The organism is Undibacterium sp. YM2 (assembly GCF_009937975.1).
Classification (GTDB): Bacteria; Pseudomonadota; Gammaproteobacteria; order Burkholderiales; family Burkholderiaceae_D; genus Undibacterium.
In genome coordinates this window covers 2,306,154-2,324,439 of the sequence record NZ_AP018441.1, presented here as the reverse complement: position 1 = coordinate 2,324,439, position 18,286 = coordinate 2,306,154, and the positions used below count along the sequence as shown (strand labels likewise).

The 18,286-nt window shown below is 50.4% G+C and carries 18 protein-coding genes; 12 read left to right on the top strand and 6 right to left on the bottom strand.

Going from position 1 to position 18,286, the window contains the following annotated elements; translation table 11 throughout:
* Nucleotides 1-55 precede the first annotated feature (55 nt).
* Nucleotides 56-1,669, bottom strand: coding sequence for an NAD+ synthase (locus UNDYM_RS10525; RefSeq protein ID WP_162040998.1), 1,614 nt, complete (start codon nucleotides 1,667-1,669; stop codon nucleotides 56-58).
* A gap of 26 nt (nucleotides 1,670-1,695) precedes the next feature.
* Between UNDYM_RS10525 and UNDYM_RS10520 the strand changes: the two genes are divergently transcribed.
* Both UNDYM_RS10520 and UNDYM_RS10515 read left to right on the top strand, forming a co-directional pair.
* Entirely contained in the window at nucleotides 1,696-2,877 is a 1,182-nt protein-coding gene (locus UNDYM_RS10520; RefSeq protein ID WP_162040997.1) for a GNAT family N-acetyltransferase, read from the top strand.
* Nucleotides 2,878-2,908: 31 nt separating this feature from the next.
* Nucleotides 2,909-3,949 (top strand): serine/threonine-protein kinase, encoded by a 1,041-nt coding sequence (locus UNDYM_RS10515; RefSeq protein ID WP_162040996.1) that lies wholly within the window; start codon nucleotides 2,909-2,911, stop codon nucleotides 3,947-3,949.
* 91 nt (nucleotides 3,950-4,040) lie between these two features.
* Here UNDYM_RS10515 and ppa read toward each other — a convergent pair whose 3' ends face one another.
* The 5 genes from ppa to hemC all read right to left on the bottom strand — a co-directional run bounded on the left by ppa (nucleotide 4,041) and on the right by hemC (nucleotide 8,802).
* Complete coding sequence (ppa, locus tag UNDYM_RS10510) at nucleotides 4,041-4,577, bottom strand: inorganic diphosphatase (RefSeq protein ID WP_162040995.1); 537 nt, start codon at nucleotides 4,575-4,577, stop codon at nucleotides 4,041-4,043.
* Between the two features lie 134 nt (nucleotides 4,578-4,711).
* Nucleotides 4,712-5,908, bottom strand: coding sequence for a heme biosynthesis HemY N-terminal domain-containing protein (locus tag UNDYM_RS10505; protein WP_162040994.1), 1,197 nt, complete (start codon nucleotides 5,906-5,908; stop codon nucleotides 4,712-4,714).
* 4 nt (nucleotides 5,909-5,912) lie between these two features.
* Nucleotides 5,913-7,073 (bottom strand): uroporphyrinogen-III C-methyltransferase, encoded by a 1,161-nt coding sequence (locus tag UNDYM_RS10500; RefSeq protein ID WP_162040993.1) that lies wholly within the window; start codon nucleotides 7,071-7,073, stop codon nucleotides 5,913-5,915.
* Nucleotides 7,070-7,843, bottom strand: a complete 774-nt coding sequence (locus tag UNDYM_RS10495) for a uroporphyrinogen-III synthase (protein WP_162040992.1) — start codon at nucleotides 7,841-7,843, stop codon at nucleotides 7,070-7,072. Before UNDYM_RS10495 ends, UNDYM_RS10500 begins: the two co-directional genes overlap by 4 nt.
* Before the next feature lie 11 nt (nucleotides 7,844-7,854).
* Complete coding sequence (hemC, locus tag UNDYM_RS10490; protein ID WP_255456540.1) at nucleotides 7,855-8,802, bottom strand: hydroxymethylbilane synthase; 948 nt, start codon at nucleotides 8,800-8,802, stop codon at nucleotides 7,855-7,857.
* Between the two features lie 299 nt (nucleotides 8,803-9,101).
* Here hemC and trpS point away from each other — a divergent pair, with 299 nt between their 5' ends.
* From trpS to UNDYM_RS31085, 10 genes are all read left to right on the top strand, one after another.
* Nucleotides 9,102-10,121, top strand: a complete 1,020-nt coding sequence (trpS, locus tag UNDYM_RS10485) for a tryptophan--tRNA ligase (RefSeq protein WP_162040991.1) — start codon at nucleotides 9,102-9,104, stop codon at nucleotides 10,119-10,121.
* A gap of 60 nt (nucleotides 10,122-10,181) precedes the next feature.
* The gene (locus UNDYM_RS10480; RefSeq protein WP_162040990.1) at nucleotides 10,182-11,408 is read left to right on the top strand and encodes a winged helix-turn-helix domain-containing protein; all 1,227 of its coding nucleotides are present in this window, start codon (nucleotides 10,182-10,184) and stop codon (nucleotides 11,406-11,408) included.
* Nucleotides 11,409-12,293, top strand: a complete 885-nt coding sequence (locus UNDYM_RS10475) for a dienelactone hydrolase family protein (RefSeq protein ID WP_162040989.1) — start codon at nucleotides 11,409-11,411, stop codon at nucleotides 12,291-12,293. It abuts the gene before it with no gap.
* A 131-nt stretch (nucleotides 12,294-12,424) separates the two neighbouring features.
* Nucleotides 12,425-12,880 (top strand): universal stress protein, encoded by a 456-nt coding sequence (locus UNDYM_RS10470; RefSeq protein WP_162040988.1) that lies wholly within the window; start codon nucleotides 12,425-12,427, stop codon nucleotides 12,878-12,880.
* Between the two features lie 125 nt (nucleotides 12,881-13,005).
* Nucleotides 13,006-13,647 carry a response regulator transcription factor gene (locus tag UNDYM_RS10465; RefSeq protein WP_162044555.1) on the top strand — a complete coding sequence of 214 codons (642 nt, stop codon included), beginning with the start codon at nucleotides 13,006-13,008 and terminating at the stop codon, nucleotides 13,645-13,647.
* A 212-nt stretch (nucleotides 13,648-13,859) separates the two neighbouring features.
* On the top strand, nucleotides 13,860-14,243 hold the full coding sequence (locus UNDYM_RS10460) for a response regulator (protein ID WP_162040987.1): 384 nt from the start codon (nucleotides 13,860-13,862) through the stop codon (nucleotides 14,241-14,243).
* A 30-nt stretch (nucleotides 14,244-14,273) separates the two neighbouring features.
* Complete coding sequence (locus tag UNDYM_RS10455; protein WP_162040986.1) at nucleotides 14,274-15,161, top strand: helix-turn-helix domain-containing protein; 888 nt, start codon at nucleotides 14,274-14,276, stop codon at nucleotides 15,159-15,161.
* Nucleotides 15,162-15,269: 108 nt separating this feature from the next.
* Complete coding sequence (locus tag UNDYM_RS10450) at nucleotides 15,270-16,109, top strand: universal stress protein (protein ID WP_162040985.1); 840 nt, start codon at nucleotides 15,270-15,272, stop codon at nucleotides 16,107-16,109.
* 142 nt (nucleotides 16,110-16,251) lie between these two features.
* A complete protein-coding gene (locus tag UNDYM_RS10445) occupies nucleotides 16,252-17,460 on the top strand; it encodes an MASE3 domain-containing protein (RefSeq protein ID WP_162040984.1) in 1,209 nt (402 codons plus the stop codon).
* Nucleotides 17,370-18,188 (top strand): sensor histidine kinase, encoded by an 819-nt coding sequence (locus UNDYM_RS31085; protein ID WP_162040983.1) that lies wholly within the window; start codon nucleotides 17,370-17,372, stop codon nucleotides 18,186-18,188. Before UNDYM_RS10445 ends, UNDYM_RS31085 begins: the two co-directional genes overlap by 91 nt.
* Nucleotides 18,189-18,286: the final 98 nt, after the last annotated feature.

The window sequence follows — 18,286 nt, the reverse complement described above, 5'->3', positions numbered from 1 at the left end:
CCCTCTCCTTAATTTATGTCGATTATTACGGTTAATATAATTAATACGAACCAAACTAGTCTCTGAACTTCGAAGTAATAGGATAACGCCAGTCACGCCCGAAAGCGCGATGAGTAATCCTGATACCTATGGGCGCTTGACGCCGCTTGTACTCATTAATTTTGATCAGGCGCGTGATGCGTTCCACATCCTCTGCCGCATAGCCTGCCGCAACTATCTCGGCACGCGCCTTGTTTTCTTCCATATACATGGCCATGATGCCGTCCAGAATGTCATAGGGCGGCAAAGAATCCTGGTCTTTTTGATCAGGTCGCAATTCAGCTGATGGCGCCCTCGTCAGTATCCGCTCGGGTATGACGGCTGACAGGGTATTGCGATAAGCACACAGGCGATATACCAGGGTTTTGGCAATATCCTTGATGACGGCAAAGCCACCTGCCATGTCACCGTACAAAGTACAGTAACCAACTGCCATTTCACTCTTGTTACCCGTCGTTAAAACGATAGAACCATATTTGTTCGACAAGGCCATCAACAGAGTGCCACGTATCCTGGCCTGTATATTTTCTTCGGTGGTATCTTCCTTCAAGCCAGCAAATTCCTGGCTCAGAGTAGAACGGAATGCACTGAAGCAATCGCTGATGGCGATTTCATCGTAACGCACACCTATGCGTGCCACCATATCACGCGAATCCAGCCATGAGATATCGGCAGTATAAGGCGAAGGCATCATGATCGCCCTGACCTTGTCTGCACCTAGCGCATCAACTGCAATTGCCAGCACCAGGGCAGAATCAACTCCGCCAGACAAACCCAGCAAAACACTGGGGAAGCCGTTCTTGCCTACATAATCACGCACGCCCATGACGAGTGCCTGATAAACCTCGGCTTCCAGCGATAAGGCCGCTTCCACGCGACCAGTCAAAGGCTGCGCGCCATCAAATTCGACTACTTGCAAATCAGCTTCGCAATGCTTCATTTGGGCGCAAATCTGACCCTGGACATCCATGACGAATGAATTGCCATCAAAAATCAATTCGTCCTGGCCACCGATCAGATTGGCATACACCAGGGAGAGACCCTGAGAGATCACATTGGCGCGCATGACGTCGTAGCGCTGGTGCTGCTTGCCCATGTGATAGGGTGAACCGTTTGGCACCAGCAGCACTTCTGCACCGGCCTGCCTGGCTTGCGCGGGCGCATCTGGCAGCCAGGTATCTTCACAGATATTGATGCCAAAATTCACGCCCTTGATGGCGAATACACAAGCCTCGTTACCTGATGAAAAATAGCGTTTTTCATCAAACACCATATCATTTGGCAAATCACGCTTAAAATAACTTGCTAATACCACACCATCTTGCAGCACAGAAACAGCATTATACCGTTTACCTTCAGCCTCACCCGGATGACCGACCAAAACCGCAAGGCCGGGAAATAGCGTAAGCTGTTTCTTTAAGGTATCGAGTGCGGCAGCGGTATCATGATAAAACGCCTGGCGCAGCAATAAATCCTCTGGTGGATAACCTACCAGAGACAGTTCCGGTGTGACGAGTATGTCTGCTCCCTGCTCTGCGGCACGGCGGGCATATTCTGCGATCTGGGCAGCATTGCCGGCAAGATCACCGACAACGCTATTCATCTGGGCAATGGCAACTTTTACGGTCATATTTGCAAATCTGTATTAAATCGAAAATGAAATCTGAATCTCCAGCCCCACATTATCGCATGCGCATCGTCACTTCACTGAGCGAGATAGCGCAATCATCATGGGACAGCCTGATTGCAGATCAGACGCTTGCCAATCCATTTCTATCGTATGCATTCTTGAGCGCCATGGAAGAGTCAGGTTCTGCCACTGAAAAAACTGGCTGGCAAAGCTGTTTTATTACCATCTGGGATGGTGAGCAGCTTGAAGCTGCGATGCCGCTGTATGAAAAGAGCCATTCCTATGGCGAGTATGTGTTTGACTGGGCCTGGGCCAGGGCGTTTGAGCGACACGGCCACGATTATTATCCCAAGCTGCTGTCCGCCATCCCTTTCTCTCCCATCACGGGCAGCCGTCTGCTGGCACGCAATAAGGCAGCACAAGGGGCCTTGATCGCTGCCCTGCAGGAGCTACAAGAGGCCGGTGAATATTCATCCAGCCACTTGCTGTTCTTGCCGGAAGATCAGGCGCGCATGCTCAGTGAAGAAGGCTATCTTTTGCGCAAAGGCGTGCAGTTTCATTGGGAAAACAAGGGCTACCAATGCTTTGATGATTTTCTGGATACGCTGGACAAGAAAAAACGCAAGAATATTCGTGCCGAACGCAGGAAAGTGCAGGATGCTGGCATACAGTTCCAGCATGTGCGCGGCAAAGACATACTAGACGACGATTGGCGCCTCTTCAAAAACTGTTATGACCAGACTTATGAAGAACACCATTCAACGCCTTATTTGAATCTGGATTTTTTCTTGCGCATAGGTCGTGCCATGCCAGAAAACATCCATCTTATTATTGCCTTACGAGAAGGCAACAAGATCGCTGCATCCCTGCTCATTCATGATCAGCAACGCGTATATGGCCGCTACTGGGGTTGCCTGGAAACGCACCCCTGCCTGCATTTTGAAACAGCTTATTACCAATCCATAGCTTTCTGCATACAGGAAAAAATTGCGATTTTCGAAGGTGGAGCCCAAGGCGAGCACAAAATGGCACGCGGCTTTCTGCCTACCACGACCTGGTCTGCACATTACCTGAGTCATCCAGAATTTTTTGACGCAGTATCAAATTTCCTTGTACGTGAAACACAAGATATTGAGCTATATTTAAATGAGTTACATCAACACACACCATATAAAGCGCTGAAACACATTGAAGTAAGCGCTACTTGAAATTTTGCTTCGTTCAAGGCATCCTGTCGCCATGCAAAATAACTTTCTCTCGACACCGAATGCACCACCTGCTGCATTGCCAAGTAAACGCGTCGGACGCTTTTATCTCAGCGAACGTCTGGGCATGGGATCAAATGGCGCGGTATATCTGGGCCACGATCCTGTCATAGACCGCGATGTCGCCATTAAAATATTTAGTGCAGGCAACAATGCCGCCGACAAAAAGCAACGCGAGCAGCAATTTATCAATGAAGCACGTGCAGCTGGCAGGTTATCCCACCCCAACATCGTGACGATATTCGATGCTTCCAGCGAAGGTGGCACGACATTTATCGCGATGGAATTTCTGCAAGGCAAGGATTTGCGCCATTTATTGGCAGAGGGCAAGCAATTCGACATCATAGAGACTGCGAACATCATACAAAAGATCGCTGAAGCTCTTGCTTACGCCCATAGCAATGGCGTGATACACCGCGACATCAAGCCCGCGAATATCTTTGTTTTACCCAACCAGCAACCCAAGGTGGTGGATTTTGGCATCGCCCGCGCACCAAATCGCGTACTCGATGAAACCAGGGAACAGGCCCACACTCTGTTCAATAATAATATTCTGGGCACGCCCAACTACATGTCACCAGAGCAGGCCAATGGCAAACCTGTCAATGCCCTGACGGATGTATATTCGCTGGGTACGGTCATGTATGAAATGCTGACCGGTCAAAAGCCATTTCAGTCGCAAGATGTAGACAAATTATTGCAACAGATTGTAAATAAAGTAGCGAAATATCCTTCTGAAATTCGTCCCAGCATACCAGACTCACTATCAAAAATTGTCATGAAGGCGATGCAAAAAGACCCTGCAGCACGTTATGAAAGTGCCGCTGAAATGTCTTTGGCATTGGAAAAATTTCTTGAGCGCGACAGAAAACTGAAACGCAAACGCCAAAAGCAAGGCAACGATACCAGCGATTACAAAAATGAAGGAGACAGGCATGTGGGCTCATGGCTGAGCTGGGTGGCATTGATCGCAGCCGTCATCGGCGTGGCCGCTTATCTGATGCACAGGGCATAGAAGCTGGCAAAGATATTCGCTGAATATTTCAGCAAAAACAAAAAAGGTGCGATTGACCGCACCTTTTTTTGTTTTAAGAAACTACTGGCTATTAAGCTTCAGCTTTTTTGAAATTCTCTACACCAGCCAAAATTTCTGCCCTGGCATCGTCCGGGCCGCCCCAGCCTTCAACTTTAACCCATTTGCCTTTTTCCAGGTCTTTGTAGTGCTCAAAGAAATGCTGGATCTGGCGCAGACGCAGTTCGTTCAGATCTTCAGGTTTTTGCCAGTGTGTGTAGATAGGCAGGATTTTATCTACTGGTACCGCCAATACTTTGGCATCATTACCGGCTTCATCTGTCATTTTCAGGATACCGATAGGACGACAACGCACGACTACGCCAGGAATCAGCGGGAAAGGCGTGATGACCAATACGTCAACCGGATCACCGTCGCCAGCCAGTGTTTGTGGCACATAGCCATAGTTGCAAGGATAATGCATGGCAGTACCCATGAAACGGTCAACAAAGAGAGCGCCAGTGTCTTTATCGACTTCATACTTGATCGGATCACCGTTCATAGGAATTTCGATAATAACATTGAAGTCATTTGGCAGATCACGACCTGCTGGTACTTTATTCAAGCTCATCTTGCACTTTCTGTATAAGTATCAATAGAAGAAATGGTTTGAACGGGATTATATAATTTTTCAAGGCAGAATTGTGCGCCGCAACAGGGCAGCATGACAATTTAACTTTCAGCCACTTTATACGACCCGTTTACTCATAACATGGTAGCCATCGCACATTGGCGATAATGGCTGGCAGCTTCTTCTGCCTGGCCCAGCGCCTCATGCAATTGTGCCAGCTTCAGATTAGCTTCCCGCACGGTGCGTGGATCAACTGCATCAGACAAGGCCTGCTCCATGTGTCTCTGGGCCTTGCCCCATAATTTCTGGCGCAGGCATAGTGTACCAAGTGTCAGCGCCAGTTCAGGGTCAGTCGGATGCTGCTCTGACCATTTTTCACAATGTTCAATTTGTGATAACAAGGCAGCGGAACCTTCTGAGGCTGCGGCATCACGGTAGGCACGCATCAGGCGCTCATCCCACTCCTCTGCCAATGCTTTTTCAACTATACCGCGGGCATCGTCAAACAAGCCATGCGAGTTGAACGCTGTAGCGGCAGTTGTTGCAATAAAAGCAGATTTGCGTTCTGCCTGTGGAATTTCATACCAGACCCGGCGCAGGGATTCTGCATCATGACCCTGGTTTTTCAACAGATCTTCATACGCCAATTCACGCAAACGCTGCAACAGTGCCGGATGCAGGGCGCGATGCTTGTCCAGTGTACGCACCAGCTTTAATACTTCCTGCCACTTCTGTGCCTGCTGATTCGCTTTCAAGGCCCAACGCAAGACCTGGATGTGGCGAGTACCATTGGCATTCAGTTCACGCACTGCTTCCAGTGCCTTGCCAGGCTGGTGTTGGTCGACCAGCAACTCGGTCATGCTCACCAGGCGGGCGACCTTATAAGCGCCATCCTGCTCAAGACCGGCAAACCAGGAATCGCGCCGCTCATACTGGCTCATGTGATGGGCAGCACGCGCACCGATAAGTGAAGCAACTCCAGCGTTATCAGGCAAGTCAGTAGCACGCATGGCGGCTTTTTCGGCATGACCAAAACGGCCTTCGAACAGAGCTTTCAAGGCCTCGCGCAGGGCCTTGTTACTATCTTTTTCGCGCTTGTTCTGCCGGTAAAGGGCAACTTTGCGCGGCATTTTCCTGGTCGTGACAATGGCACGTATGACCAGATAAATAACGACAAAAAGAACCAGCAGCAGGAACAGGAAGAAGTTCAGTGACAAATCTATCCGGTACGGCGGAAAGAACAGGACCACATTCCCAGGGTTATAACGTGCGCCTACGGCCAGGCCAACAGCGAGCGCAAAAAGAATCAGAAGCCGGATAAAGATACGCATACTCTTATGGCTTCACTTTATAGTTACGCACCGCATTCAGGCTCTCACCCAGAGTCGGCATTTCTATCGAAAGATTACTGCCCTGCACCTGACGCAATAAGGCCTGCACAGTCTGGGTCTGCTTGGCGCGGGTGTCAAAATACTTGGCGATGGCATCTTGTGCAGCAATCATGTCGCTTCTGAAGATACTTTCATTCCTGGACAACAAAGCCAGCCTTGCATTCAACAGGCGCAGCTTCAGGTTTTCACGAGCGAAATAAGATTGTGATGGTGTCAGCAACAGCACGTCCGGCGTTTCTACGTTGCGCACGCGTATCAATTGCTTGACTTCATTCCACATTTCGCTGGAAAAACTTTGCCAGCCATCTTGCAGGCGCATGCTCCAGGTGATTTCTTCAACATCATCGACAGTTTTCTTTTCTGCTTTTGCAGTGACTGAAGACTTTGGCAAAACGCGCAATGGCGCTTTTGGTGGTGTTGCAGATACCACTGATTTTTCGTCTGACCATAATGGAATATGGTCTATCTGGGCAATCACACTATCCAGGCGCAGTGCGACACCAGGCAAATCCAGTGCAGGCAAAGACTTCAGTCTCTCAATATCCTTGGCTATCGCGCGGCGTATGGAAATAAACTGTGGCTTGTCGGATTTCGCCAGGCGACCATCGGCATTTTGCAGTGCAATCAGTGCACCTTGCACATTACCGGCCAGTTGCAATTGCTGGCTGGCAGTTGCCAGTACCTGCTCTATCTCTGCCAGCGCCCAGTCATCACGATTCTTGGACAAATCCTGATACAACTGCTCAAGGGCCAGTTGCTGGCTTTGCGCCTCAGATTGCTTGCCTTCGAGCAGAATCACCTTGGACTGGATTTCCTTGGCAGTCTCTTGCACATTACGCGCCAAGACCTTGGTTTCACTACTATTGGTGTCTGCAGTCAAAAGGCGTTTGGCGACCTCTTCGCGCAAAGCACTGATCTGATTTTGTGAAGACCACCAGTTAGCTGCCAGTAAAACTGCGAGCACACCGGATACCAGGTAAGCCGGACTGGTCCAACCAGGCTCCTTCGCAGCTTCAGCAGGTAAAGTTGGTGCGGGCTGTCGCGCCTGGGCATCGACAGGATTTGCCGTCACGACGGCGTCGGGATTTGATTGCTGTTCACTCATAGACGAGATTGTAACGCGACAAGCAGTTGTTCGTCGCCAGAAGCTGTTAAGGTTATGTGCAGAAACCCCAGAGATCGTGCGGTTTCTTCGATACGGCTGTGTGGCACCAGCAAATGTTGTCGTTGCATTTTTGCCACGCCACTATTTAATTTCAACGCCTCTACATAGTCACACAAATTGCGCAAAGCCTCGGAACTGGTGATGACCCAGTCATTCCCGGTTTCCAGCAATTGTGTTAAATACTTTTCATTTTCATCATTCAGTACTGGTTTTACCCTGCGATAAGCGGCCACCTGCACCACTTCTACTCCATGCGCACGCAAGGCGTCGGCCAATAATTCCCGACCTGATTCACCACGTATGATCAATACTTTCTGCCCACGCAGTGCTTTCAGATCCAGTTCGGCCAGCAGGGTTTCAGAATCCGTCTTCAACAGATTACGCGGACGTAAGATGGTAGCAGTCTGGTCATTCACGCCATATTCGGCCAGTTTTGCCCGGCTGCCCTCCCCCATTACTGCAAAAGTCAGATTTGCTGGCAAATTCACCACATGGCGGAAAAAAGCTTCTATCGCATTCGGACTGACAAAGGCAATCAGGGCATAGTCCTGCAATTGTCCTATTTGGGTGATCAGGGCGGTATTGTCTTCCAGCGCCACTATCTCCAGCAAAGGGAAATGTGCCACCTCACGCCCCATAGCCTTGACCTGCCGGGCAAAATCCTGAGCCTGTGCAAGTGGGCGCGTCAGTATGACCTTGTGATTCTGCATACCTGCTTATATCACTCTGTGATCTGAGCTTTGCAAACCGCCAGTATGGCTTCTGCATCCTGCGCAGATAGCGCTTGTGCCAGCTTCAAGCCCAGTTCCTGTGGCTGGTCTGCAGCCCCTGTTGCTTCTGCCCTGGCAATGCGTGCGCCATCCGGCGTCGCCACCATGGCCCGGATCTGCATCTGGCCCTGGCTGACAGTCGCAAAAGCTGCCAGCGGGATTTGGCAACTGCCACCAAAGGCCTTTGACACTGTGCGCTCAGCAGTCACTGCCTGGGCAGTCTCGGTATGATTCAATGCAGCCAGCATGGCTTGCAGCTCTGGCCGGTTATCGGGTATTTCTATTGCCATTGCGCCCTGCCCTGCTGCCGGCAAGCTTTCTTCAGGATCCAGGCAGGCGCGTATGCGTTCAGGTACACCCAGGCGTTTAAGGCCGGCCGCAGCCAGGATGATGGCAGCGTATTCGCCATTATCGAGTTTGCGCAAACGGGTATCCAGATTACCGCGTAAAGGCCGTATCACCAGATGCGGGTAACGTGCAGAAATCAGGGCCTGACGACGCAAGCTGCTGGTACCAACGACTGCACCAGCAGGTAAACTATCCAGACCAGCATAGTCATTCGAAACAAAGGCATCGCGCGGATCTTCACGTTCCAAAATGGCCGCCAGGGTAAAGCCCTCGGGCAAATCCATGGGTACGTCCTTGAGAGAATGCACGGCCAAGTCAGCACGGCCTTCTGCCATGGCGACTTCCAGCTCCTTGACGAACAGGCCTTTGCCGCCCACTTTTGACAGCGCGCGGTCCAGTATCTGGTCACCACGGGTCGTCATGCCCAAAATCTCTATCTGCCAATCAGGGTACAGCGCAGCCAGGCGGTCGCGCACATGTTCGGCCTGCCACATCGCCAGACGGCTTTCGCGTGAGGCAATAATCAATTTTTTAGAACTTGAAGATGTCAAAATAAGGCTACTTTCAACTGTAAAAGCGGGATACAAAAACCAGACACGATTTTATCATTGCAGGAAATGACTTTATAAGTAATTCAGATGACAAGATGATAGTTTTGCGTGAATTAAATTAAATGCAGCGGCAGAATGGGGGTAGAAGCACATCAAATCTGGTCAAACTTGACATAGTCAACCTGAAAACGGCATCATAGCCTTAGAACACGCCTTGATATACGTCATGCCGCTCATGATTCAGCGGCTTTTTTACGTATACTAGCTATTTTTCACCGCATCACCCAACTGGATTCAGCATGCTCCCTGGTACCGAAGATAAAAAACACCTGATACTGACGGGCGACCGCCCTACCGGCCCCCTGCACCTTGGCCATTTTGTAGGCAGCCTGCGCAACCGCGTCAAATTCCAGAACCAGTATGAGCAATACATCATGCTGGCTGATGCCCAGGCCCTGACCGACAATATGGAAAACCCTGCCAAAGTCCATGACAATGTCATGGAAGTGGCGCTTGATTACCTGGCCGTTGGTATAGACCCGGCCAAATCAACCATCCTGATCCAGTCACAAATTCCTGAATTGACGGAATTGACTTTCTACTACCTCAATCTGGTCACGGTAGCGCGCCTGGAACGCAATCCGACGATCAAACAGGAAATCGCCCTGCGCAATTTCGAGCGCGACATCCCTGCCGGCTTCTTGACTTACCCTGTCAGCCAGGCAGCAGATATCAGCGCCTTCAAGGCCAGCCTGGTACCGGTCGGTGAAGACCAGATACCGATGATAGAACAGACCAATGAAATCGTCCGTCGTTTCAACCGCCTGGCGAACAAAGAAATATTGGTGGAATGCCAGGCACTGGTGCCTGAAATTGGCCGACTGCCTGGTGTAGATGGCAAGGCCAAGATGAGCAAGTCACTGGGCAATGTCATCAACCTGAATTTTTCATCCGCTGAAATCAAGGCAGCAGTGCGCAATGTCTATACCGATCCGCTGCATCTGCGCGTCGCTGACCCTGGCCACCTGGAAGGTAATGTTGCCTTTATGTATCTCGACGCTTTCGATGAAGACAAAGCCGGCCTGCAAGAAATGAAAGACCATTACGTGCGCGGCGGCCTCGGTGACAGCATCGTCAAGGCACGCCTGGAAGGTATCTTGCAGGATTTATTGAAACCGATACGTGAACGCCGTGAAGAATTTGCCAAGGACCGTGGCCAGGTTTTGCAAATACTCAAGGAAGGCACACGCAAGGCGCGTGAGATTGCTGCGCAAACCACCGATGAAGTCAGGGCAGCAATCGGCTTGAAACACTTCTGACGTCTGATCTAAGGGGGATACCAACCCCCGGTTCTCTCTGTTATCCTGGGCGAAAATTTTATGAGCGCAACTGATTTCCATCTGACACTCAGTTCCGCTCGCGCCCTGCATCTGGCCGCACAGGGCTTGTTGAATCCTTCGCCGCGCAAAGCTGGCAAACAGGATGTGCTGGCCTGCATACGCAATATGTCGGCGCTGCAGATTGACACCATCAGCGTGGTTGCGCGCAGCCCTTACCTGGTGCTGTGGAGCCGTCTGGGCAATTATCCTCATGCATGGCTGCATGAATTGCTGGAAGAAGGCCATCTGTTTGAATACTGGTCGCATGAAGCCTGCTTCTTGCCGATAGAAGACTACGGCCTGTACCGGCATCAGATGGTGTCACCACAGGGTCTGGGCTGGAAATATAATCACAAGTGGCTCAAAGAAAATGCTGCCCAGGTAGAAACTGTGCGCCAGCATATCCACGCAAATGGTGCCAGCCGCTCGGCAGACTTTGAACGCACTGATGGCAAAAGTGGTGGCTGGTGGGAATGGAAGCCGGAAAAACGTTCACTGGAAGTCTTGTTCACGACCGGAGAACTGATGGTCGCAAAACGCCATAATTTCCAGCGTATTTATGATCTGCGGGAACGTGTTCATCCCAAGTGGAATGACAAAAAACATCTGAAACCCATCCTGCATTGCGAGCGCGCACAGATATTGCAATCCGTCCGTGCGCTTGGTATTTGCAAGGCAAACTGGATCAGCGATTATTTCCGCATGGGCAAACCCGATGTCAGCAACCAGCCAGCACAACTGGTCAAAGAAGGCTTGCTGATACCCGTCACTGTTGATCAACACGATGCCCTGTTTTATGTCCATCCTGATCGCCGCGATTTGCTGGAACAGGCAGGCGAGAACAAGCTGAAAGCTACTGCTACGCGCATCCTCTCGCCTTTCGATCCGGTGGTGTGGGACAGGAAACGTGCAATAGACCTGTTTGATTTTGACTATAAACTTGAATGCTACACGCCAGCGCCAAAACGGCGTTATGGTTATTTCACCCTGCCTATCTTGCGCAAGGGTGCCCTGATTGGGCGCATGGATGCCAAAGCTCATCGCAAGGAAGGCATACTGGAAATCAAGGCCCTGCATCTGGAGCCGGGCGTGCGAGCCTCTCAAGCACTGGCGGCTGATTTGGCAAGGACTTTGCACGAATTCGCCACATGGCACGAATGCCATGATCTGCAATTGACATGGTGCAGCTCAGCGGAGCTGATACCATTGTTAGAGGCACTGATTTAAATGTCTCCACGATACGCATTCTTCATCAGTCTGCTGCTGACCAGCTCCATGACAATGGCTGGTGAGGCTCCCGAGAAAATCAGCTTCCCCAGCCTGGACTTGCAAGACGGTCAGACTGTCCAGCTTGATGCCTTCTGGTTCCATGCCAGCGGCAATGCTGCCACTGCGCCAACCGTCATTGCCCTGCATGGTTGCGGCGGCTTGTATAGCTCCCGCAAGGGACATGAGCAGGAACTGAATGCCAGACATCACAATATGGCCAGGCTATTGCAGGAAAATGGTTACAACGTACTGATGCCTGACAGTTTTCGTCCGCGTGGCACCAACAGTATCTGCAGCAGTACCTACAAAAGCCGCGATATCAGCACCAACAACCGTCGTCTGGATGTACAGGCTGCCTTGCAATGGCTGGGCAGGCAAACTGCGGTTGATGCAAAAAACATAGCCCTTCTCGGCTGGTCAAATGGTGGATCTACCACCCTGAATGCCTTGAATGCCGCCCATAAAGCTGCAGGCAAGGATGATCTTTATCCCAAGGCAGCCGTAGCTTTTTATCCAGGCTGTCAGGGCTATCTGAAAGCACGCCCCGCCTATCGCCTGGCGGCCCCGCTGTTGATACTTATAGGTGCAGAAGATGACTGGACACCAGCTGCTCCCTGTGTAAGTTTTGAAAAAATGCTGGCACCATCACCTGTCAAGGTCAGCGTATTTCCCGATAGCTATCATGATTTTGATGCGCCGGACCTGCCTTTGCGCAAACGCATGGATGTGCCGAATGGTGTGCATCCGGGACAAGGCGTGACGACAGGCAGCAACCCGGTAGCCAAAGAACTGGCCTACAAAGAAATGCTGCTGTTTTTCAAACAGCACTTGAGTACGCAATAAGTGCGCAATGAATACAAAATAACTACCCCAAGATTGCTGAATAATTCATCAAATACCTTGTTTGAAATCAAAGCTGGTGCAACAATCAGAAAGCATACTGGTTTCAAGTTCAACGATGAAAGGCGCAGGATATGTACTCCAGAATCTTGTTACCCACCGATGGCTCTGAACTGTCACATGCCTGTGTTGCAGCAGGGCTGGAATTTGCCCAGCAATTAAAGGCAGAAGTCGTCGCCGTTTTTGTTGCGGGCAACTATCAGTATCCACTCTATGTGGACATACTTCCTCCCAATGGACCAACTGAAGAAGAATATCAGGCTGCCATGCAGACCCTGGCTGAAAGTTATCTGCAACCCGTCAGGGAGGCCGCTGCCGCCGCTGGCCTGCCCTATCAGGAAGTCATACAATTCAATGATTCCACGGCCAAGGAAATCGTCCACACTGCGCAAGAATATGCCTGCGACCTGATCTTCATGGGTTCACATGGCCGCAGCGGTCTGGGGCAATTCATCCTCGGCAGTGTCACTACCAAGGTCTTGTCTCTGTGCCAGATACCTGTGCTGGTACATAGAATAAAGCATCACTAAATCGTCAATAAGCCACCGCCAGAACACATCCGGCGTCAGGCTACAGTACAATAGTGGCTAACTTTGCACTGGCACAAGAAAGTGCCGGTGTACCACCGAACACGCATTGTTGCCCTATTGCCCCTATGACCCGCATCCTGATTGCCGACGACCACACTATCATGCGTGAAGGACTGAAACGCATACTTGATGGCATAGAAGACATACAGGTAGTTGCCGAAGCAGTTGATGGTTTCGATACACTGGAAAAAGTACGTAATACCGAATTTGATGTCTTGCTCATGGACTTGTCCATGCCCGGACGTAGCGGCGTTGACCTGATACGCCAGATCAAGGATGAGTTCCCCAAATTACCCATCCTGATACTGACCATGCATGAAGAAGAACAATATGCCGTGCGTGCCATACGCGCCGGTGCACGCGGTTACCTGACCAAGGAAAGTGCAGGCACGCAACTGGTCACTGCCTTGCGCAAGGTTGCTTCCGGGCGCCCGTACATCAGCATAGAAGTGGCCGAACAACTGGCCATGAGCGCCATGCCTGCGGATGACAGCCAGCCACACACCAGCCTGTCTGACCGTGAATTTGAAGTATTCACCCACCTGGTGAAAGGCAAGTCCATCACCGAAATTGGTGAAATCCTGCATTTAAGCGTAAAAACAGTCAGTACACACAAAACCCGTATCATGCAAAAAATGAATATGAGCAACCTGTCTGACCTCGTGCAATACGCGGTAGCACACCACCTCCTGCAGCCGCAGGCCTGAAATACTCCCTCGCCCTTCCTGAACATTAATATTCCAGAGCAGGCCCTGAGGGCAGGATGCCCTGCGCCTTATCAGTCCATACAAATTGCCGTCTAGGAATATTCCTACACCGGCAGCGCCAAATCTGACACTTCAAATCAGCATCCCCTGATTTAAATCAAAGCCCATGCTTACGATAATAGAGCCTAAGCAAACAAGCACAGCATTTACAAATGAACCTGTACATCCTTGAAGATTCAGTCCTGATTCAGAACCGCCTGATACGGTTAGTCGAAGAAGTGCCTGGCATGCATGTATTGGGAGTGGCAAGCGATATGGGTAGCGCTTATCAGGCACTGCTGGGCAATGACGCAGACGCTTTGATACTCGACATACAGCTTGCCGACGGCAACGGTCTGCAGTTATTGAAAAATATCAAGCAAAGCAAGCCCGGCATTAAAGTTGTAGTACTGACAAATCATGTAACTGAAGACAACCGTCTGCATGCAATGCGGGCTGGCGCAGACGGCTTCCTTGATAAATCGACGGACTTTAGCCTGTTACAAGATTATCTGCTGCGCTGGCAGCAACCAGATTCAAATCATCAAATCAATTAATCAGTGTCCTTACATTACAAGGGAAATATCATGACTATAGCAGCCTTCACCACCAGTACAAGCAGCCTGCCTTCAGTTGCCAGCAAAACTGCCTTCCCGGCCATTTCCAATGAAGCTGGCTGGCGTTGTCATGGCAATCTCTGGTCCAACCTGCGTGAAGTATGTGAACTCTTGCGCATCCCTACTCCAGCCGCGTCAGCAGATGAAGAAGTACTGTTCCAGCATGTACGCTTCAAAGCTGGTCAGAGAATCCATACCATAGGCCAGGATTTTGACACTCTTTACATCGTCAATTCAGGTTTTTTGAAAACGGTGCTGCTTGACGAATACGGTAACGAACAAGTCCTGAGCTTCCCCATGAAAGGCGATTTGCTCGGTATCGATGGTATACACAACCAGCACCACGCTTCGGAAGCAGTGGCCCTGTCCGACTGTGACATCATACTGCTGCCCTATAAAACATTCTCTGCACTGGGCCGCACCTATGCAGAACTGGAACAGGCCATGTTCAGCGTCATGAGCCGCGAGCTGGTGCGTGAACAGATCATGATAGGCATGCTCAGCGCACTGAGTGCTGAAGCCAAGGTTGCCCGCTTCCTGACGACACTCGGTGAACGTTTCAGCCAACTGGGTTATTCTGGCAAGTCCTTCAATCTGCGCATGACACGACATGAGATAGGCAGCTACCTGGGCCTGACCCTGGAAACTGTTAGCCGCACTCTATCAGCCTTCAACGAAATGGGTCTGATCAGCGTAGATCAGCGTCAGATCGCCCTGAACGATGTGCCCGCGCTGAAAACCCTGCGTCGCCTGCCACCAGCCAAGGCACGCATCAAGGTCAGCGAAAAAGTGTCGGCTTTAGTTGGTAAGAATTTGCTGCCGCAATGGGGCAAAGAAGTTGCTGTTGCCTTAAATTAGTGTAAGCTTTAACAAGTAGCATCATCTTTTTGCCATGTTTGCCATGGCAAAAAGATGGCTGAACTTGTATTTGTTTTCTTTCCCGGATTTCACATCAAGGAGTAAAACATGCCATACAAAACCATACTGGTTCATGTCGATGAATCTGAACGTTCCAACTTCCGTATCCGTGTTGCGGCAGAAATTGCCAAGGCTGACGAAGCACATCTGACCGGAACTGCCGTCACCGGTGTTTCCCGTTTTATCTATCAGGATGGCAATATCAGTGCCAACGATCCCAATCTGAGCATACATCTGAATTTTTTAAGGGAACGCGCAGAAAAAGCTGTCGCCAACTTTAACCAGCAAGCCCAGGCTCTAGGCGTCAATTCTTATGAAAGCATGATCGCCAATGATGAAGCCGGTGGTGGAGTTGGCCTGCAAGCAAGGTATAGCGACCTGGTAGTCATAGGCCAGACCAATCGTGACGAGCCCTCGCCCTCGGTATTGCCTGATTTCCCTGAATACCTGATCATGAATTCAGGCCGCCCCATCCTGATCATTCCTTATGTAGGTGATTTCACGACAGTCGCAAAACGCCCCTTGATTGCCTGGGATGCCAGCCGTGAATCTACCCGCGCGATCACCGATGCAATTCCCCTGCTGCGTCGCGCCGACATGGTCAATGTCGCAATCTTCAATCCCAAGGCAGTACCTGACAGTCATGGCGAGCAACCTGGTGCCGATATTGCCCTGTACCTGGCAAGACACGGTATCAAGGTAGAAGTTGGCGTGCATAAAACATCTACCGATATCGGCAATGCATTATTGTCGCTGTCACACGATCAGGACAATGATTTGCTGGTCATGGGTGGCTACGGTCATTCGCGCTTCCGTGAAATGATCATGGGTGGGGTTACCAGAACCATTCTGCAAAGTATGACGCTGCCAGTGCTGATGTCACATTAAACTAATCGTCGGTATCTCAAGCCTGGCAAATGACACTCCTTGTAAAAGGAGTGTCATTTTATTTTTTATAGCCGGGCACTCAAGCTTTAACCGGGCATTTACGAATTAGAATAATGGTCTCATTTCAATAAAGCAAAATCACATGGCTAATGATTATCCCAGTATGGTAAAAGCACGATGGATAGCAGGTTTGCTGGCCTTGTTATCAGCCGTTTTATGGTTGAACCACGCAACCCTGTCCACCATACAGATGCCTGCACCTCTGCCTGTACATACCGTGCTGGAAACGATCACCATCGTGATTTTCACTTCGGTATTCATCGTTTGCTGGAATGCCTTTGGCGGCGCCAGGAAAAAGAGCAGCGTTATCCTGGCTGTCGCGTTCTTGTGCACTGCCATTCTGGGCTTCATGCATGCAATCAGTTTCCAGGGCATGCCCGGCTTCCCAGATGCCGAAGACATGCACAAGTCCCTGCTGTTCTGGCTGCTGTCACGCTCATTCATTGCCACTACGCTGCTGGGCCTGGCATTGGCCCCTGAGGATTCAGAAGTCAGCCCGGCCCAAGCTTATTTCGTCTTGATTGCAGGCTTGATAGCAACTGCCGGATGGATGATGATGGTGTTCGCACTGCCGCATCTGCTGCCGCTAACTTATATCCAGGGTGAAGGGCAAACTTCTTTCAAAATAGCCTGTGAAGCAGGTCTGATCGCCATCAATCTGTTCACAGCCTATCAATTGAACAAACGGGGCAAGGCCATTTCAGGCTCTGCTGGACCTGGCAAGCAAGCTGAGCTTCTGCAAATAGAACGTGCGCCCCTGTTTCTTGCGGCCATCCTGCTGGCCGTTTCAGAGGTGTATTTTGCCATCTATGCTGATGGCAATGATGTCTTCGTCGCCATCGGCCATGTGTTCCAGTTAATGGCAGCCATTGCCATTTATCGTGGCATGGTCTCTGTGAATATCCATACGCCTTATGCCAGTCTGGCAGAAACCAGCCAGAATCTGGCCCGCTCGGCAGAGGAGCTCAGCATAGAGCGAGAACGTCTGAGCCGCATGATAGATACAGCCATCGATGGCATCATCACCATCAACGAATCGCAATCCATCATCCTCGTCAATCCTGCCGCTGCTGCCACTTTCGGTTATGAAGTCGATGATCTGATGGGGCTTCACTTGATCTTGTATTACCAGAGCGCCACCGCAAGGTACATGGCAAACATGTACAGCAGTTTGGTGAAACTGGCGAGACCCGCAGAAAGATGGGGGGAAACTTTGATGATTTTTATGTCACCGGCGTCAAATCCAATGGTGAAGAATTTCCCATCGAGGCTTCAATTTCCAGCCAGATAGAAAATGGCAAACGTTTTTATACCGTGATTTTCCGCGACATTACCGAACGCAAGGTCGCGAAAGAAAAAATGGCACTTTATCACGATGAATTGACACAGTTATCAGCAGCACTGCAAAGCATACGCGAGGAAGAACGCAAGCACATTGCCCGCGAACTGCATGATGATCTCGGCCAGTTACTGGCCGCGTTGCGCATGGATTTATCGCTGCTGCAAAGAGACAGTGTGTTGACAGGCAAGACCCAGCAAACCATCAACAGCATGGATCAACTGCTTCTGACTTCAATTACCACGCTGAGACGCATCGCCACCGACCTCAGGCCGCGCGCACTGGATGAAGGTGGACTCTATTTTGCCTTGCAGACCCTGCAAAAGGATTTTTCCCAGCGCCATGGCATTACCTGCGACCTGCTGGCAAACGAAGAGCAACTGACACTCGACGATGCGCACAGCACAGCAATCTTCCGTATCGTCCAGGAATCGCTGACGAATGTAGTCAGGCATGCAGATGCCACAGAAGTGCAAATTACTTTCGAACGTAGCCCGGACTCACTGAGCTTCAGCATTATCGACAATGGCAAAGGCATAGAGGCAGATGAGATGCGTAAATCACGTTCTTTTGGCCTGGTTGGCATGCGTGAACGCGTCAAAGCCATGCACGGCGAATTTCTGGTTGACAGCCAGCCAGGAGAAGGAACGCAACTGAAAATCAATTTGCCATTAAGTTAATTCAATAAGTTAAGCAAATACATCAAGCAAATATGTTAAGCAAACAGAAGATGCGTGCAGACCTGGCGAATCCAGTATAAGCTTACGGAAAATCGTAT

Coding starts and splice junctions, on each gene's coding strand:
- ppa (WP_162040995.1), bottom strand. CDS start 4,577: ATGAGCTTGAATAAAGTACCAGCAGGTCGTGATCTGCCAAATGACTTC.
- UNDYM_RS10520 (WP_162040997.1), top strand. CDS start 1,696: ATGAAATCTGAATCTCCAGCCCCACATTATCGCATGCGCATCGTCACT.
- UNDYM_RS10525 (WP_162040998.1), bottom strand. CDS start 1,669: ATGACCGTAAAAGTTGCCATTGCCCAGATGAATAGCGTTGTCGGTGAT.
- UNDYM_RS31085 (WP_162040983.1), top strand. CDS start 17,370: ATGGGGGGAAACTTTGATGATTTTTATGTCACCGGCGTCAAATCCAAT.
- UNDYM_RS10470 (WP_162040988.1), top strand. CDS start 12,425: ATGTACTCCAGAATCTTGTTACCCACCGATGGCTCTGAACTGTCACAT.
- UNDYM_RS10460 (WP_162040987.1), top strand. CDS start 13,860: ATGAACCTGTACATCCTTGAAGATTCAGTCCTGATTCAGAACCGCCTG.
- trpS (WP_162040991.1), top strand. CDS start 9,102: ATGCTCCCTGGTACCGAAGATAAAAAACACCTGATACTGACGGGCGAC.
- UNDYM_RS10495 (WP_162040992.1), bottom strand. CDS start 7,843: ATGCAGAATCACAAGGTCATACTGACGCGCCCACTTGCACAGGCTCAG.
- UNDYM_RS10500 (WP_162040993.1), bottom strand. CDS start 7,073: ATGAGTGAACAGCAATCAAATCCCGACGCCGTCGTGACGGCAAATCCT.
- UNDYM_RS10480 (WP_162040990.1), top strand. CDS start 10,182: ATGAGCGCAACTGATTTCCATCTGACACTCAGTTCCGCTCGCGCCCTG.
- UNDYM_RS10515 (WP_162040996.1), top strand. CDS start 2,909: ATGCAAAATAACTTTCTCTCGACACCGAATGCACCACCTGCTGCATTG.
- UNDYM_RS10505 (WP_162040994.1), bottom strand. CDS start 5,908: ATGCGTATCTTTATCCGGCTTCTGATTCTTTTTGCGCTCGCTGTTGGC.
- UNDYM_RS10455 (WP_162040986.1), top strand. CDS start 14,274: ATGACTATAGCAGCCTTCACCACCAGTACAAGCAGCCTGCCTTCAGTT.
- UNDYM_RS10445 (WP_162040984.1), top strand. CDS start 16,252: ATGGCTAATGATTATCCCAGTATGGTAAAAGCACGATGGATAGCAGGT.
- UNDYM_RS10465 (WP_162044555.1), top strand. CDS start 13,006: ATGACCCGCATCCTGATTGCCGACGACCACACTATCATGCGTGAAGGA.
- UNDYM_RS10475 (WP_162040989.1), top strand. CDS start 11,409: ATGTCTCCACGATACGCATTCTTCATCAGTCTGCTGCTGACCAGCTCC.
- UNDYM_RS10450 (WP_162040985.1), top strand. CDS start 15,270: ATGCCATACAAAACCATACTGGTTCATGTCGATGAATCTGAACGTTCC.